The 14,915-nt window shown below is 33.7% G+C and carries 14 protein-coding genes; 7 read left to right on the forward strand and 7 right to left on the reverse strand.

Translation table 11 applies throughout. The features are described from left to right. Positions 1–12: 12 nt before the first annotated feature. Entirely contained in the window at positions 13–1,140 is a 1,128-nt protein-coding gene (gene hemW, locus GM418_RS11335; RefSeq protein ID WP_158866116.1) for a radical SAM family heme chaperone HemW, read from the reverse strand. A 40-nt stretch (positions 1,141–1,180) separates the two neighbouring features. Here hemW and GM418_RS11340 point away from each other — a divergent pair, with 40 nt between their 5' ends. Continuing rightward, the gene (locus GM418_RS11340; RefSeq protein ID WP_158866118.1) at positions 1,181–1,558 is read left to right on the forward strand and encodes a VanZ family protein; all 378 of its coding nucleotides are present in this window, start codon (positions 1,181–1,183) and stop codon (positions 1,556–1,558) included. Here GM418_RS11340 and GM418_RS11345 read toward each other — a convergent pair. Genes GM418_RS11345 through GM418_RS11360 form a run of 4 tightly spaced genes read right to left on the reverse strand, consistent with a single transcriptional unit; the run spans position 1,555 to position 5,345 of the window. Then, positions 1,555–1,998 carry an RrF2 family transcriptional regulator gene (locus GM418_RS11345; protein ID WP_158866120.1) on the reverse strand — a complete coding sequence of 148 codons (444 nt, stop codon included), beginning with the start codon at positions 1,996–1,998 and terminating at the stop codon, positions 1,555–1,557. The two genes, GM418_RS11340 and GM418_RS11345, sit on opposite strands and share 4 nt — an antisense overlap. Positions 1,999–2,011: 13 nt before the next feature. Beyond that, on the reverse strand, positions 2,012–3,382 hold the full coding sequence (locus GM418_RS11350) for a lactate utilization protein B (RefSeq protein ID WP_158866122.1): 1,371 nt from the start codon (positions 3,380–3,382) through the stop codon (positions 2,012–2,014). A gap of 1 nt (position 3,383) precedes the next feature. Continuing rightward, positions 3,384–3,833: a ribose 5-phosphate isomerase B gene (rpiB, locus tag GM418_RS11355; protein ID WP_158866124.1), complete on the reverse strand. Its 450-nt coding sequence runs from the start codon at positions 3,831–3,833 to the stop codon at positions 3,384–3,386. A gap of 27 nt (positions 3,834–3,860) precedes the next feature. After that, complete coding sequence (locus tag GM418_RS11360) at positions 3,861–5,345, reverse strand: lipopolysaccharide biosynthesis protein (RefSeq protein ID WP_158866126.1); 1,485 nt, start codon at positions 5,343–5,345, stop codon at positions 3,861–3,863. Positions 5,346–5,459: 114 nt separating this feature from the next. Here GM418_RS11360 and GM418_RS11365 point away from each other — a divergent pair, with 114 nt between their 5' ends. After that, entirely contained in the window at positions 5,460–6,533 is a 1,074-nt protein-coding gene (locus GM418_RS11365; RefSeq protein ID WP_158866128.1) for a glutaminyl-peptide cyclotransferase, read from the forward strand. Here GM418_RS11365 and ruvB read toward each other — a convergent pair. Both ruvB and GM418_RS11375 read right to left on the reverse strand, forming a co-directional pair. Next, entirely contained in the window at positions 6,525–7,547 is a 1,023-nt protein-coding gene (gene ruvB / locus GM418_RS11370) for a Holliday junction branch migration DNA helicase RuvB (protein WP_158866130.1), read from the reverse strand. The genes GM418_RS11365 and ruvB overlap by 9 nt on opposite strands. A gap of 5 nt (positions 7,548–7,552) precedes the next feature. Next, a complete protein-coding gene (locus tag GM418_RS11375; protein ID WP_158866132.1) occupies positions 7,553–7,930 on the reverse strand; it encodes a response regulator in 378 nt (125 codons plus the stop codon). 429 nt (positions 7,931–8,359) lie between these two features. On the opposite strand from GM418_RS11375, the gene GM418_RS11380 reads away from it, so the two are divergent. Genes GM418_RS11380 through GM418_RS11400 form a run of 5 tightly spaced genes read left to right on the forward strand, consistent with a single transcriptional unit; the run spans position 8,360 to position 14,905 of the window. After that, positions 8,360–11,638, forward strand: a complete 3,279-nt coding sequence (locus GM418_RS11380; RefSeq protein ID WP_158866134.1) for a synaptonemal complex protein 1 — start codon at positions 8,360–8,362, stop codon at positions 11,636–11,638. Next, positions 11,639–12,049, forward strand: coding sequence for an ATP-binding protein (locus GM418_RS11385; protein ID WP_158866136.1), 411 nt, complete (start codon positions 11,639–11,641; stop codon positions 12,047–12,049). It begins immediately after the preceding gene. After that, positions 12,046–12,483 (forward strand): rRNA maturation RNase YbeY, encoded by a 438-nt coding sequence (gene ybeY / locus GM418_RS11390; protein ID WP_158866138.1) that lies wholly within the window; start codon positions 12,046–12,048, stop codon positions 12,481–12,483. Before GM418_RS11385 ends, ybeY begins: the two co-directional genes overlap by 4 nt. Then, the gene (mnmG, locus tag GM418_RS11395; RefSeq protein ID WP_158866140.1) at positions 12,480–14,360 is read left to right on the forward strand and encodes a tRNA uridine-5-carboxymethylaminomethyl(34) synthesis enzyme MnmG; all 1,881 of its coding nucleotides are present in this window, start codon (positions 12,480–12,482) and stop codon (positions 14,358–14,360) included. Before ybeY ends, mnmG begins: the two co-directional genes overlap by 4 nt. A 26-nt stretch (positions 14,361–14,386) precedes the next feature. Further along, positions 14,387–14,905 (forward strand): adenine phosphoribosyltransferase, encoded by a 519-nt coding sequence (locus GM418_RS11400; protein WP_158866142.1) that lies wholly within the window; start codon positions 14,387–14,389, stop codon positions 14,903–14,905. The last annotated feature ends 10 nt before the right edge of the window (positions 14,906–14,915 follow it).

Here is a 14,915-nt window from a genome sequence, read left to right on the forward strand (position 1 = left end):
ATTGGATCACAATTAAATAATCATCAGATTTGACAAAATGTCATCTGAAATAAAAAGTCCTTTTCGTGTAAATGTAAAATTTCCATTTTCTTTTTTTATCAGTTCCATTTGCAAATAATTTTCTATTTCTTTTTGAAAAGCATTTAATACTTGTGAGCCAAATATATTCCTAATCTCCTGTTCCTGTATGCCCCACTTTGTCCTCATCCGGGTTAAAATATATTCGTTAAACTTTTCATTTTCAGAAAGAACTTCTTCTTCAAAAAAAGGCAAGTTATTTTCCTGAGCTTTTAAATATCCTTCGAGATGCGCCATATTCCATTGTCGCGAATTTCCGTTGAAAGAGTGGGCCGATGGACCTAGCCCGAGGTATTTTTTGCCTGTCCAGTACGAAGTATTGTGTTTTGAATAGAGGTGATTTTTGGCAAAATTTGAAATCTCGTAATGTTCAAATCCGTATCTTTCCGCAGTTTCTATTAAAATCTCAAACTGTTCCACACTTTCCTTTTCGTCCAGCTCTTTTAATGTTCCTTTTTTGAGCCAGGTATAAAAAGGAGTTCCCTGGTGATAGGTCAAATGATACGCAGAAAGATGTAGAAAAGGAAGCGAAAAAATTTGTTTCAATGTACTTTTCCACTGATTTATTGTAAGTTCGGGCAAACCATAAATTAAATCAACACTAAGATTTTGAAAGCCTGCTTTTTGGGCATCATTTACCGAAGCAATTGCCTGCTGAACATCATGGCGGCGATTCATTCGTTTTAAATGTTCATTCTGCAGTGCCTGTAAACCAATACTTAAACGGTTAACTCCTGCCTGGTACAGTGTTTCTAAATAATTAACAGTTAAATCATCAGGATTGGCTTCAAATGTAACTTCAGCTTCTTTTACAATTTCGAACTCTTTTCTGAAAAATTGTAAAATTTCTGCCAGTTCGTTCCCGTTTAAAACCGAAGGTGTGCCTCCTCCAAAATAAATGGTTTCTATCTTTTCACTACCTGCATAATCTTTTCTTTTCCTGGCTTCCTGCTGAATAGCCTTGATAAATCTTGGTGTTTGCCCGGTATTTACAGTTTTATAAAAATCGCAGTAATAACATTTTTGTCGACAAAATGGGATATGAATATAAATACCTGCCATACTTTTTGTTTATTTGCCTGTAAATATAAACTTCCAATAAATGAAAATTACATTTTTTATAAAACCGTTTATCTGGCTTGCATTAATATGCTACGGTTTATTTTTGCCCGCAAAAGACCTTCCTGTAAAACCATTATTACAAATCCCCCATTTTGACAAGATGGTTCATTTTGGTCTTTTCTTTGTTTTTAGTCTGTTGTTATTCAGACCTTTTAAAAAGCTTGAAACCAGATATTTACTTTGGGCTCCTCTTTCTGCTATTTTGTTAAGTGGTTTTCTGGAATCAATTCAACGAACGATTTCAGCGACCAGAAGCAGCAATATATATGATTTTATAGCAAATACGTCAGGGATTTTATTCTCAATCGTAGCTTTTCAATTTTTTATTTCCGGGAAAAAATGGGAAAAACTTTTTTAAAGCCTCACCAAATCTTCAAATTTATCGATATCCTTGCTAATGGTTTCCAAAGTGGTTTTTTGATAGAAACTTGATATCTCTCCCCTTAGTTTATCGTACTGTGCGTGAACCGGACACAATGGTTTTGAAGGATCGTGTGTTTTACAAGGCTCAAGGCTAATTAAACAGTTGGTAAAAAATTCCTCTCCATCAACCTTTATAACAATATCCCAAAGCGTAATTTCATCTGTTTTTTTCGCAATAGCAAATCCTCCGTTTGGACCTTTAGTTGAAACAAGTAACTTTTGTTTTACCAGGTTCTGTAAAATCTTTCCTAAAAAAGGAGACGAGAGTCCAAGATCCTCCGAAATTTTTTTAATCCCTATTCGTTTATCATCTTCGGAAAATTTCCCTAAATATATCAATGCCCGGAGTGCATATTTACAAGTATTCGACAACATAACAATATTAGTTTTAAATTTTGTTTAACTTCTTTAATTTACTAAACGACTGTTTTGCAAACGAGGGTTTTGTTTTTTCTTTTCCTAAAATTTTCGGGTTTAAATGTAATAAACTGTTTTTAACATTCCCATTAACAGCATCAAGGTTTTTACGTTTTTTGAAGGCAAATTCATACATTTTCATCCCAAAATCCCATTTTGAACCACTCAGGCTCATTTCTACACTTGTTTTCCGGTTATTAAGCAGCAATTCGTGTAAAGGTATCTTTACCGGGCATACTTCGGAACAAGCTCCACAAACGGTACATGCAAAACTCAGATGGTCGTAATTTTTAAAACCATTAAAGAAGGGGGAAATAATTGACCCGATTGGTCCGCTGTAAGTAGTATTATAGGTGTAGCCACCTACATTTCGGTAAATGGGGCAAGCATTTAAACATGCTCCGCAACGGATACATTTTAAAGCCTGCGATTGTTCGCTGGTCTGAGCTATTTCGGTTCTGTTATTATCCAACAAAACCACAAACATCTTTTCAGGTCCATTATTTTCATTTGATTTTTTAGGACCGGTTAAAAGTGAATTATAAACAGTAACCTGCTGACCTGTGCCCAAAGCAGAAAGCAAGGGAAAAAACAACGGTAGATCTTTTACTGAGGGTAAAACTTTTTCAATTCCCGAAATTACAATATGTATATTAGGGAAGGAGACTGACATAAAACCATTTCCCTCATTTTCAGTCAACGCAATACCACCAACATCAGCAACAAGAAAATTTGCACCGGTTACACCGATTTCGGCCGATGTAAACTGTTTTCTCAACTTATCCCGAACAAAAAGAGTAAGTTCTTCAGGAGTTGAATGCAGCGGTGTATCAAATTTCTCGTTAAAAAGCCGGGCAACATCTTCTTTTGATTTATGCATGGCCGGAGTTAAAATATGGTAAGGCTTTTCACCCGCCACCTGAACAATAAATTCTCCTAAATCTGTTTCAACAGGCTCAACACCGATTTTCTCCACATTTTCGTTCAACTCTATTTCTTCCGAAATCATGGATTTACTTTTAACCAGTAAGTTTGCACTATTTTCCTTCAAAATCCGGTTTATTTCACCAATAGCTTCCTTACTGTCGCGAGCCCATAAAACCTCTATCCCATTATTTTCAGCATTCCTTTCAAATTCTTCAAGATATGTTGCCAAATTTTTTACTACATCCGACTTTATATAAGAAGCCCGTTGCTTTGCCAGTTCCATATTTTTATAGCGTAGTTTTCCTTTGGCAACGGCAGCATTATATCTCGAAATATTAAAATTTATCGTCTTCCGATGTTTTTTGTCGAAAGAAATGGAGGATTCTTTCAGAAATATTTTTTTGTTTTCCGACATATTACTCTATAGGAATTTTTTTTATTCTTCTGGCATGACGCCCACCTTCAAATTCGGCAGATAAATATGCTTCTACGATATCAATCGTTTCTTTTTCATTAACAAATCTACCGGGAATAGCACAAATATTTGCATCGTTGTGTTGTTTTGAAAGCACTGCAATTTCAACATTCCAGCACAAAGCCGAGCGAACATTTTGATATTTGTTTGCTGTAATACTGATACCCTGTCCACTTCCGCAAAAAGTTATACCTTTTTCATATTCGCCATTATCTATCGCTTTTCCTATTTTATGGGCAAAATCGGGATAATCGCAGCTCTCCTCAGAAAAACATCCAAAATCTTTGTAGGATATTCCCTTTTCCTGCAAATATTTTATTGTTACCTGTTTTTTATCAAAACCGGCATGATCGCTTGCCAGGGCAATTGCTTTGCCTCCTAAATATTTCATGCTGACAAATTTAATAGTTTTTGGTATTTATTTCTTTTTACTGAATTTAAATAAGGATCTAATTCTCCTTTTCTCCAAAATATAGAATGAATAAATAAAAAGTATCACAAATAGTGTGTGAATCGGAAACTTCATTTTCCCTGGTAGTTTGTGTGTAAAAAATGAAAGGAAAAAAATAACACCGGCAATTAAAAAGTATAATCCTATCCGCTTCAAATTATATGGAATTGGATAATACTTCTGCCCTAAAAAATATGAAATCACCATCATTGTAAAAAAACATACAAGAACAGTAAATGCAGAGCCTTTGTAGCCATATGCGGGAATTAGAATTACATTTAAAACAATGGTTACTACCGCTCCAAAAATAGATATATAAGCCCCAAAACGTGTTAAATCACTAAGTTTATACCACATGGAAAGGGCAAAATAAATTCCAAAAAATAAATTGGCCAACAGTATAAGCGGAACAACCGAAAAACCTTCGTCATAAGTATCAGGAATAATCAATTTTATGACATCGATATAAAGTGTCATTCCCAAAAAAATGAGCAGCCCAAACACTACAAAATACTTCATAATGTCGGCATGAATATTTTTATCGTCTTTGCTTTCGGCCTGCGAAAAGAAAAAAGGCTCAAAAGCATACCTGAAAGCCTGAATAAACATATTCATTAAAACAGCAATTTTAACAGCTGCACCGTAAATTCCGATCTGCTCCATCGGATTTTTACTTTCAGGCAACAAAAAGCGAATCAAAATTTTATCAATATTCTGATTTACCATGCCTGCCAAACCAACAATTAAAATAGGAAAAGAATAACTCAGCATTTTCAGCAAAAGTTTTCCATTAAAATGAAAGTTAATCTTAATAATTTCGGGAAACAATAATAAAAGTGTAACCAAAGATGAAAGTAAATTCGATATAAAAACATAGCCCACACCTATTTCGGGCGAGTAAAAAATATTTAAAAATGAATCAGAATTATTTTCCAATACTTTGGGACACAACAAAAGAAAAAATAAATTAAAAGCAATGCTAAAACCTATGTTTACCAATTTAATAGAAGCGAATTTTAAGGGTCGGTTATTCAATCTGAGTCGGGCAAAAGGAATTGCAGTAAAAGCATCAACAGAAAGAATTACAGCAAACCATAAAATATATTCCGAATGATTGGGATATTGAATTAAACCTGCAATTGTATCTTTAAATCCTACTACAAAAAGTAAAAACAATAATGAGGTAAAAAATAACGAAATAAGTGAGGTGGAATATACTTTTTCCGGTTCACTGTTTTTTGAGGCAAAACGAAAATATCCGGTTTCCATTCCGTAGGTAAGCAATACCATAAAAAACGCCACATAAGAATACAGATTGGTTACAACGCCATACTCTTCAGGTGTAAAAAGCGAAACATAAAGCGGCATCAGCCACCAGTTCAGAAACCGGCCAACAATGCTACTCATTCCATAAATTACTGTGTCGCCTGCAAGTTTTTTAAATGGATTCAAATCCTTCAAATTTTGAAACAAAGATAGCATTCATATCTATTGAAAGAAGGAAATTACCCGAACGTTTCCTTTTATATTTTATCTTTGAAAAGATTAAAATAAAAGATGCAGCACATGAAAAAATCGGTTTTTCCCTTGGTACTTGTATTTAGTTTGTTTGTAACCTTTTTTTCCTGCTCAAATAAACCAAAACGTTCGCGCAAGCCGGTTAGCACTATTGTTATTCAGCCGTCAAAAAAAAATTATGTCTTTGGCGAAAAAGTATCCGTTGAAGTAAAAACAAAGGTTAAAAACGGAGAAATAGAAAATATACAGTTGTTTTATGAAAATCAGTTAATTAAAGAAAGTTCAGAACTTGAATTTACTGTTCCGGGTGTTGAACTAAACGCACTGGGAAACAACAATTTCAAAGTAGTTGCTACAAAAACCGATGGTGTTGATAATTCCCGGGTAAAAAGCATTCCGGTTGTTTCAGATGTTGTTCCGAAAAAATACAGTTACCAGATTATAAACAACTATCCTCATTTAAAATCTTCGTTTACTGAAGGATTGGAATTTTACAAGGGATTTTTGTATGAAGGTACAGGAAATAACGGAGAATCACATTTAATGAAAATTAATATGCCAAACGGAAATGTGGTTCAAACCTATTCGCTCGATGAAATATATTTTGGTGAAGGAATTACAATTCTCAATAACAAAATTTATCAGCTTACCTACAAAGCGCAAAAAGGTTTTGTATATAATCTTTCCGATTTTGCACTTATCGACAGTTTTCAGTACAGTTCGCGCGAAGGATGGGGTTTAACCAACGACGGAACCAACCTGATTATGGGTAACGGAACACACACTTTAACCTGGCTCAGCCCGGAAGATTTTTCTGTGATAAAAATGGTACAGGTTGCCGACAATAAGGGATTGGTAAATTTTATTAATGAACTGGAATACATCGATGGTAAAATTCTGGCTAATGTCTATACTACTAACCGCATTATTGAAATTGACGCTGAAACAGGCAAAGTTATCCGGGAAATAAATTTGGACGGAATTATAAATATGTATACAAATCCATCGGATACACTAGATTATATGAACGGAATTGCTTACGACAAAGAAAATGACAGGTTATTTGTGACAGGAAAATACTGGCCTCGTCTTTTCGAAATAAAATTGATAGAATCAGAATAGAGTTGGTGAATCGCCGTACTTTATTCTTCCCAAATGTTTATATGCCAATTCAGTTGCTTCCCGCCCACGGGGAGTTCTTTTTATAAATCCCTCTTTTATAAGAAAGGGTTCGTACACTTCCTCAATGGTTCCGGCATCTTCGCCCACGGCGGTTGCAATGGTAGTAATACCAACAGGGCCACCTTTAAATTTATCAATAATACTATACAAAATACGGTTATCCATTTCATCCAAACCATACTCATCGATATTTAAGGCCGATAATGCGTGTTTGGTTATCGACATATCAATTTCACCGGTTCCTTTTACCTGTGCAAAATCACGAACTCTTCGTAACAGTGAATTAACAATACGGGGAGTTCCGCGGCTTCGTGAGGCAATTTCTTTTGCAGCATCTTCTGAAATACTAACATTTAAAATTCGGGCCGAACGTTTTACAATTTCAGTTAAAATCTCTGAATCATAATATTCAAGATGTGAGTTTATCCCAAAACGGGCTCGTAAGGGCGATGTTAACAAACCCGACCGTGTTGTGGCTCCAATGAGTGTAAAAGGATTTAATTCCAGCTGAATGGAACGTGCACTTGGTCCTTTATCAATCATTATATCAATCCTGAAATCTTCCATTGCAGAATATAAATATTCTTCCACAATAGGAGAAAGGCGATGAATCTCGTCTATAAAAAGTACATCTTTATCTTCGAGGTTGGTAAGTAATCCGGCCAAATCTCCGGGCTTATCCAATACTGGTCCCGATGTAATTTTAATACCTACACCAAGTTCGTTGGCAATAATATTTGATAATGTAGTTTTTCCCAGTCCCGGCGGCCCATGTAAAAGCACGTGATCCAAGGATTCATCACGCATTTTGGCTGCTTCCACAAATATTTTGAGGTTTTCAACAATTTTATTTTGTCCACTAAAATCATAAAACTGAAGCGGCCGCAATTTTTTGTCCAGCTCTTTCTCACTTTCTGAAAAGTTTCCTCCCCTAATGTCTATATTTTCCTCCATTAATTTTACTGTCGCGGAAAAAATTTGTCAATAACTCCGATTAATTCATCTGACGTAAAGGGTTTCGACAGGTATTCATTCATTCCGGCATTATAACATTTATCCCGGTCGTTATCCAAAGCATTTGCCGTTAATGCTATAATAGGAATTTGTATGCTAATACCCTCCTCTTTTTCGTATTTTCTAATCGCTTTTGTTATTTCAAATCCATCCATTTCAGGTAGCATGATATCCATTAAAATAAGATCGAAATTTCTTTCTTTCATCAATTTTATTGCTTCGCTTCCGTACATTACCGCAGTTACATTATAATTATATTTTCGTAAATTAAATGTAACTACTTTTTGATTTAATTGGTTGTCTTCAACAAGAAGGATTTCCATTTCTCTGTATTTATATTAGAATAAAACAAATATAAAGATATATGTAATTAATAATATCCTGTTCACACTTGTTAATTTCTATTTTTTAATTTTTGTTCCCGAAACTGTAAACTGGTTTTAATATGTTTTTAACAACTTGTTGTAAGGTTAAATTGTTATACCACAAGAATATGTTTTTATTTTTTAACAGGTGTTAATTATTGTGGGCTCTGTTTTATACTTGAAATGAACAGTTAATATTTTGTGAAAAGATTGATGCTAAAAAATAGTTAAATAAAAAGGTCGTTTTGATTAATAGATTGTATAGATAAATTTTGAAACAATACAAATATAATTTTAAAAGTTTATTTTTGTTTTTCAAGTTTTTAACGTGTAGTTATTAACATTGCTGATTTTTGTAAATATTTGTGACCAAATATTTTATATTTTATGACGGAAAATTTTAACATACTTGTTAATAAACTAAATGCTTTTAAACTGCGGTATTACTCTTACCAAATTTTAAAGGGTTTGCTTCTTGTATTGTTTATACTACTTATACTCTATGTTGTTTTTTCAATTATTGAATACAATGTTTATTTACCGGTCGAATACAGGAAAATCCTTTTTTATGGATATACCATTTTTGGTGGATTGTTGATAGTTCAGTTTGTAGGAATACCGCTTTTAAAATTATTACACATATTAAAGCCAATCGATACAAAATCTGCTTCTGTTCTTATTCAGGATAATTTTGCTGAAATTAAGGATAAGCTTCTGAATGTTATTGAGTTGGCTTCTATTTCTGATAAGCAATATTCAAACGAAATTGTTTTGGCAAGTATTGATCAGAAAATCAATGAGTTAAAAATTTTTGATTTTAATGATGCTGTTCAATTTAAAAAATTACGGTTTATATTGTTGTATTTTGGTGTTAGTATAATTGTTACGGCCGGAATATTTTTGGCAAACAGGAATATATTTACAGAATCTACGAACAGAATCATACATTATAATACCCAGTATGTAAAACCCGCTCCCTATACCTTTCATTTATCGAATACGAGTTTACAAGCAAAAAAGGGAGACGCTTTTACTATTGCTGTTAATTGTAAAGGAGACGAATTACCACAGTTGATATATATTAATATAGAAGGGAATAATTATCTGATGAAAAATATTGCTGCCGGTAGCTTCGAATTTGAGATGGCATCGGTAATAAATCCTGTAACTTTTTATTTTACGGACTTAAAGTACAGTTCAGAAAGATACAATTTACAACTTCTTCCAAAACCAGGTATTACCAGTTTTAATGTTCAAATTACTCCTCCTTCTTATACATCGTTACAAAATCAGTCTTTTGATAATATTGGCGATATACAGATTCCTTCCGGTACTAATGTAGAGTGGAATTTTTCCGGTATTGATGTTGATTCACTGTATATGGTTTTTAATGACTCTTTGAAAGTTGCAGGTAGCCGGCAAAACAATTCGTTTGTTATTGAATCGAAATTTTATAAATCGACAAATTATAGTGTATTAATTAAAAATAAAATAACAGAAGCCGAGCTTGCGTTAACCTATTCAATTGATGTAATTCCGGATCTTTTTCCGGAAATAGATGTTGCACAAGTTAAAGATTCTTTTCAGGTAACACGGTTTTTCTTTAAAGGAATAATTGGAGATGATTATGGTTTTACTGATTTAAAGTTTCACTATAATATTGAAAATACCGATTCCGCTTTTTCTATTCCTTTTGTCCGGTCGTTAAACGATCAGGAATTTTATTACAGCTTCGATTTTAGTACTTTAGGAGAGAAGTCGGGTATAGTGTCCTACTATTTTTCTGTAACTGATAATGATGTCGTAAATAATTATAAAACAACTACTTCGAGTAGTTTTACGTTTCAATATCCCAATACGGAGGAGATTGCTAAAACTGAAAAAGAACAATTTCAGAAATTGGAGGATATGCTGAAACAAAGTAAAGAAATGGCTGGTGAAATTAAGGATGATTTGGAAAATCTGCGTTTGAAAAATATGGATACAAACACTTCGGACTGGGAAAAATCTCAAATGGTAAATGATATTATTTCAAAGCAAAACCGGTTGGAGCAGATGTACGATCAGATAAAAGAAAATAATGAAAATTTGAATAATTATCTGAATTCATTTAATAAACAAAGCGACGAGATAATAGAAAAACAAAAACAAATAGAGGAATTGCTTGAAGAAGTTTTTACTGATGAACTAAAGGAATTGATGGAGGAGTTTAATAAACTGGCTGAAGAGTTTGATAGCAAGAAACTAAACCAACTTTCGCAGCAAATGGATCTTAGTTTTGAGGATCTTCAAAAACAAATGGATCGAAACCTTGAAATGTTGCGGAAGATGAAGATAGAGGAAAAACTACAGAGGGTAATTGAAGATGTAAACCAGATGGCTGGTGAAGAGCGTCAACTTAGCGATGATGTTTTGGAAGAAAAGAATTATGAAAGAGCGTTTGAAGAAGTTACAAAACACCAGCAAGAGTTTAACCAAATTGAAAAAGAGGTAAAAGACGCACTTGATTTAAATAATGAATTAACTGAGCCGTTAAATTTTGATGATTTTAGTGAAGAGTTTGAAGATATTAAACAGGGTTTTGATGAAAATAAAAACGAACTTAATAAAAGAAATAGAAAAAAGTCAGGAGAAGGTTTAAAGAATACTTCTGATAAGCTTCAGAATATGGCTTTTGGGATGCAACAGATGCTTGATCAGAATACCATGCAACAGAACATGGAAAATATTGAAAATTTAAAGCAGATACTTAGTAATTTGATCGTTTTGTCCTTTTCGCAGGAAGAGGTTTTTGATGGTTTGTCAGGGATTGATGCAAGTGATCCTCGTTTGGTGGAATTAAATCAGGGGCAAAAAAGAATATTTGATCAAAGTAAAATAGTACGGGATTCATTGTATGCACTTGCCATGAGAACACCACAGATCAACAGTATGGTGAATAATGAATTACTTTCAATGGAATTGAATCTTGAAAAATCAACCAGCCAGATGGAGGAAGGTTTGTTTCCAAATGCAAAAGTGAACCAGTTGTTTGTTATTACTTCTGTAAATAATTTGGCTTTGATGCTTAATGAGGCTTTGGAAAATTTGGAGGAGCAAATGGCTAATGCAATGCCTGGAGATCAACAGAATGAGAATCCGGGACAAGGTAAACCCGGAATGAATATGTTGAAGAATGCTTCCGAAAATTTAAAGCAACAGTTGGAACGTATGATAGAGCAGATGAAAAACGGAAATAAAGGACAAATGAGCCAGCAGTTAGGTGAATCTTTGATGCAACACGAAATGATGCAACAAATGTTACGGGAGCTGATGAACAATGGAAATGTTGGAAGTGGCGCCAAAGATCAACTTCAACAAATAGACCAACTATTAGAGCAAAACAGAAAGGAATTAATGAATAAAAATATCAATGCTCAAACTATAGCAAGACAAAATCTTATTACAACACGTTTACTCGAGGCTGAGAAGGCTGAATTGGAAAGAGAATACGAGGATAAGCGGGAATCGGAAACCGCAGATGATTTCTTTAGTAACCCGGTTAAATTTTTTGAGTATAAAGAAAATGAAAACTATTCAATAGAGTATTTGTATAAGAATTCGCATAAACTAAACAATTTCTATAATAGTAAATACAAACAGTATTTAAATAATATAGACAAATAAGTGCTAACTGAAACGAACAAAATATTAGTAATAAAATCAGATAAAGAAGAGCTTTTCAAAGTAGAAAAGTTTATTGAACAAATTTTTGACGAATATAAGCTTAATAAAGCGCTTTATAACAGGGTTTTGCTTTGCGTATCTGAGGCTGTGATAAATTCTATTGAACACGGTAATAAAAACGATTCCAGAAAGCCGGTTACAATCACGATGGAATGCGATTTTAATCACATTTCAGTTAAAGTAAAGGATGAAGGACAAGGTTTTGATTTAAATGAAGTTAAAAATCCAACTATATCAAAGAATTTAAAAAAGGAGTCAGGTCGGGGTATTCATATTATTAGGTCACTTTCCGATTCTTTGCGCTATAACAGTAAAGGAAATAGTGTTCACTTAAAAATGAAATGTAAGTGAGTAGTATTCAGTTTTTTTTCGAGGATATTCATCCGCTAAAGCTAAGAAAAAATCAATTAACAGGATATGTTAATTCACTTATATTAAGTGAATTGAAGAGTGTTGGAGATATTTCGCTTATTTTTTGTTCCGATAACTATTTATTAGAGGTTAATAAAAAATATTTAAATCACGACTATTATACAGACATTGTAACATTTGATTATGTAGAAGATTCTGTAATTTCGGGCGATTTATTTATTAGTTTGGATCGTGTAAGAGAAAACGCTGAAACTTTTCAAAGTAAATTTGTTGTAGAATTGTACAGAGTTGTTTTTCACGGTGTTTTGCATTTAGTTGGTTATAATGATAAAACCGAGGCTGAACAGTTTGAAATGAGACAAAAGGAAAATTATTATTTAAGTGAGGTTGATTTTAGTGGGATAGAGTTATGATACCAGAATATGATGTAATAGTTGTTGGAGGAGGACATGCTGGTTGTGAGGCAGCAGCAGCGGCAGCAAATCTTGGTTCAAAAACATTGTTGATAACAATGGACATGACCAAGTATGGTCAAATGTCGTGTAATCCCGCGATGGGAGGAATAGCAAAAGGGCAAATTGTTCGCGAAATAGATGCTTTAGGCGGTTATTCCGGGATAATTGCTGATAAGTCAACCATACAATTCAGGATGTTAAATCAATCAAAAGGTCCGGCAATGTGGAGTCCCCGCTCTCAAAACGATAGGTTTAGGTTTGCTGAGTTGTGGCGTGAAACGCTGGAGTCAGTTAAAAATCTAGATTTGTGGCAGGACGCAGTTGTTGGACTATTAATTAATAACAAAGTTGTTGAAGGAGTTGTAACTAAAATAGGTATTAAATTTACCGCAAAAACTGTTATACTTACTAACGGTACTTTTCTTAACGGTTTAATGCATATTGGTTCTGCTCAGATGAAAGGAGGGAGAATTGGTGAAGCAGCTTCTTATAATATTTCTGAACAACTTTTTGATGTAGGGTTTAAAACCGGGCGGTTAAAGACGGGTACGCCTGTGCGTATCGACGGAAGGACAATTGACTTTTCAAATTTGATTGAACAGAAGGGAGACACAAGTCATTATAAATTTTCTTATTTACCTGGTACAGAGTCGTCATTGATTCAACGATCCTGTTGGATTACCTACACAAATCCGGTGGTGCATAGTGAGTTGGAGTTAGGCTTTGAGTTTTCACCAATGTTTGATGGCACAATACAAGGAGCAGGTCCAAGGTATTGTCCAAGCATAGAATCAAAGCTTGTAACTTTTTCTGAAAAAGAAAGACATCAGCTTTTTTTGGAACCTGAAGGAGAACGAACAATAGAATATTATTTAAATGGTTTTTCGTCGTCCTTACCTTGGGAAGTTCAGTATAGAGCGTTGCGCAAAATTCCCGGATTAGAAAAAGCGAAAATCTTTCGCCCTGGTTATGCTATCGAATACGATTATTTCGAACCTACACAATTGCATCATACACTTGAGACCAAATTGGTGGAAAATTTGTTTTTTGCTGGTCAGATAAATGGAACAACCGGTTATGAGGAGGCAGGTGCTCAGGGAATCATTGCCGGTATAAATGCTCATTTAAAATCCCAACAAAAAGGAGAAGAATTTATTCTCAAACGAAATGAAGCATATATTGGTGTTCTTATCGATGATTTAGTTACAAAAGGGGTGGACGAGCCCTACAGGATGTTTACCAGTCGCGCAGAATTTAGAATTTTGCTTCGTCAGGATAACGCCGACATTCGGTTAACCGAAAAATCATATAAATTGGGATTAGCTTCTCTGGATCGCAAGAATTTGTTGGATCAAAAATTGAGCATAATTTCAAAAATAATTGACTACACTAAACAATTTAGTGTTAAGCCTATGTTTGTAAATCAGCTACTTAAGAATAAAAATACTACAGAATTAAAACAAGGAGTAAAATTAATTGACATAATTTTACGTCCTCAGATTTCAATATTTGATTTAATTGAGTACATAAGCCCGTTTAAAGAGTTTCTCAAAAGGGTTCCGGAGGATAGAAAACATGAAATTATAGAAGCAGCGGAAATAGCAATTAAGTATGAAGGTTACATCAACAGGGAAAAGTTGCTTGCCGAAAAATTAGATAAATTTGAGAACATAAATATTGAAAATAAATTTAATTATAGTAAATTAAAATCTATCTCAACTGAAGGTAGACAAAAATTAGAAAAAATTAATCCAAAGACTATTGGTCAGGCAAAACGTATTTCGGGAGTTTCTCCTGCTGATATAAATGTTTTACTTATTATGCTTGGTCGTTAAATGTTCCACGTGAAACAAAAATCAAAATGAACCTTAAAAAAGAAATTCGAGAGATTCCAGATTTTCCAAAAGAGGGAATTAGTTTTAAAGATATTACAACACTTTTGAAAAATAAGGAAGCGTTTAATATGGTTGTTGATTCGATAGTAGATGAATTTAAAGATAAAAGTATAACCAAGGTTGTAGGTTTGGAATCAAGAGGTTTTATTTTTGGTGGCGCTATCGCTAGTAAATTGAATGCTGGTTTTGTTCCTATTCGGAAAAAAGGTAAACTTCCTGCAAAAGTTTTAACTGAAACTTATGAGTTGGAATATGGTGAAGACAGCGTGGAAATACATGAAGATGCTTTAGGGGAGCAAGATGTTATTTTGATTCATGATGATTTGCTTGCAACAGGCGGGACGGCGTATGCTGCTTTAAGTCTTGCGAAAAAGGTTGGAGTTAAAAGAACTTATTTTAGTTTTGTTTGTGATTTGGAATTTATAGACACTCCAAAGAAAAAGGAAATAAGAAGTTTTGATCCGCAGATTTTGATTAAGTATTGAAATATAAAAC

Source organism: Maribellus comscasis (assembly GCF_009762775.1).
GTDB lineage: Bacteria > Bacteroidota > Bacteroidia > Bacteroidales > Prolixibacteraceae > Draconibacterium > Draconibacterium comscasis.

Coding starts and splice junctions, on each gene's coding strand:
- hemW (WP_158866116.1), bottom strand. CDS start 1,140: ATGGCAGGTATTTATATTCATATCCCATTTTGTCGACAAAAATGTTAT.
- GM418_RS11340 (WP_158866118.1), top strand. CDS start 1,181: ATGAAAATTACATTTTTTATAAAACCGTTTATCTGGCTTGCATTAATA.
- GM418_RS11345 (WP_158866120.1), bottom strand. CDS start 1,998: ATGTTGTCGAATACTTGTAAATATGCACTCCGGGCATTGATATATTTA.
- GM418_RS11350 (WP_158866122.1), bottom strand. CDS start 3,382: ATGTCGGAAAACAAAAAAATATTTCTGAAAGAATCCTCCATTTCTTTC.
- rpiB (WP_158866124.1), bottom strand. CDS start 3,833: ATGAAATATTTAGGAGGCAAAGCAATTGCCCTGGCAAGCGATCATGCC.
- GM418_RS11365 (WP_158866128.1), top strand. CDS start 5,460: ATGAAAAAATCGGTTTTTCCCTTGGTACTTGTATTTAGTTTGTTTGTA.
- ruvB (WP_158866130.1), bottom strand. CDS start 7,547: ATGGAGGAAAATATAGACATTAGGGGAGGAAACTTTTCAGAAAGTGAG.
- GM418_RS11375 (WP_158866132.1), bottom strand. CDS start 7,930: ATGGAAATCCTTCTTGTTGAAGACAACCAATTAAATCAAAAAGTAGTT.
- GM418_RS11380 (WP_158866134.1), top strand. CDS start 8,360: ATGACGGAAAATTTTAACATACTTGTTAATAAACTAAATGCTTTTAAA.
- mnmG (WP_158866140.1), top strand. CDS start 12,480: ATGATACCAGAATATGATGTAATAGTTGTTGGAGGAGGACATGCTGGT.
- GM418_RS11400 (WP_158866142.1), top strand. CDS start 14,387: ATGAACCTTAAAAAAGAAATTCGAGAGATTCCAGATTTTCCAAAAGAG.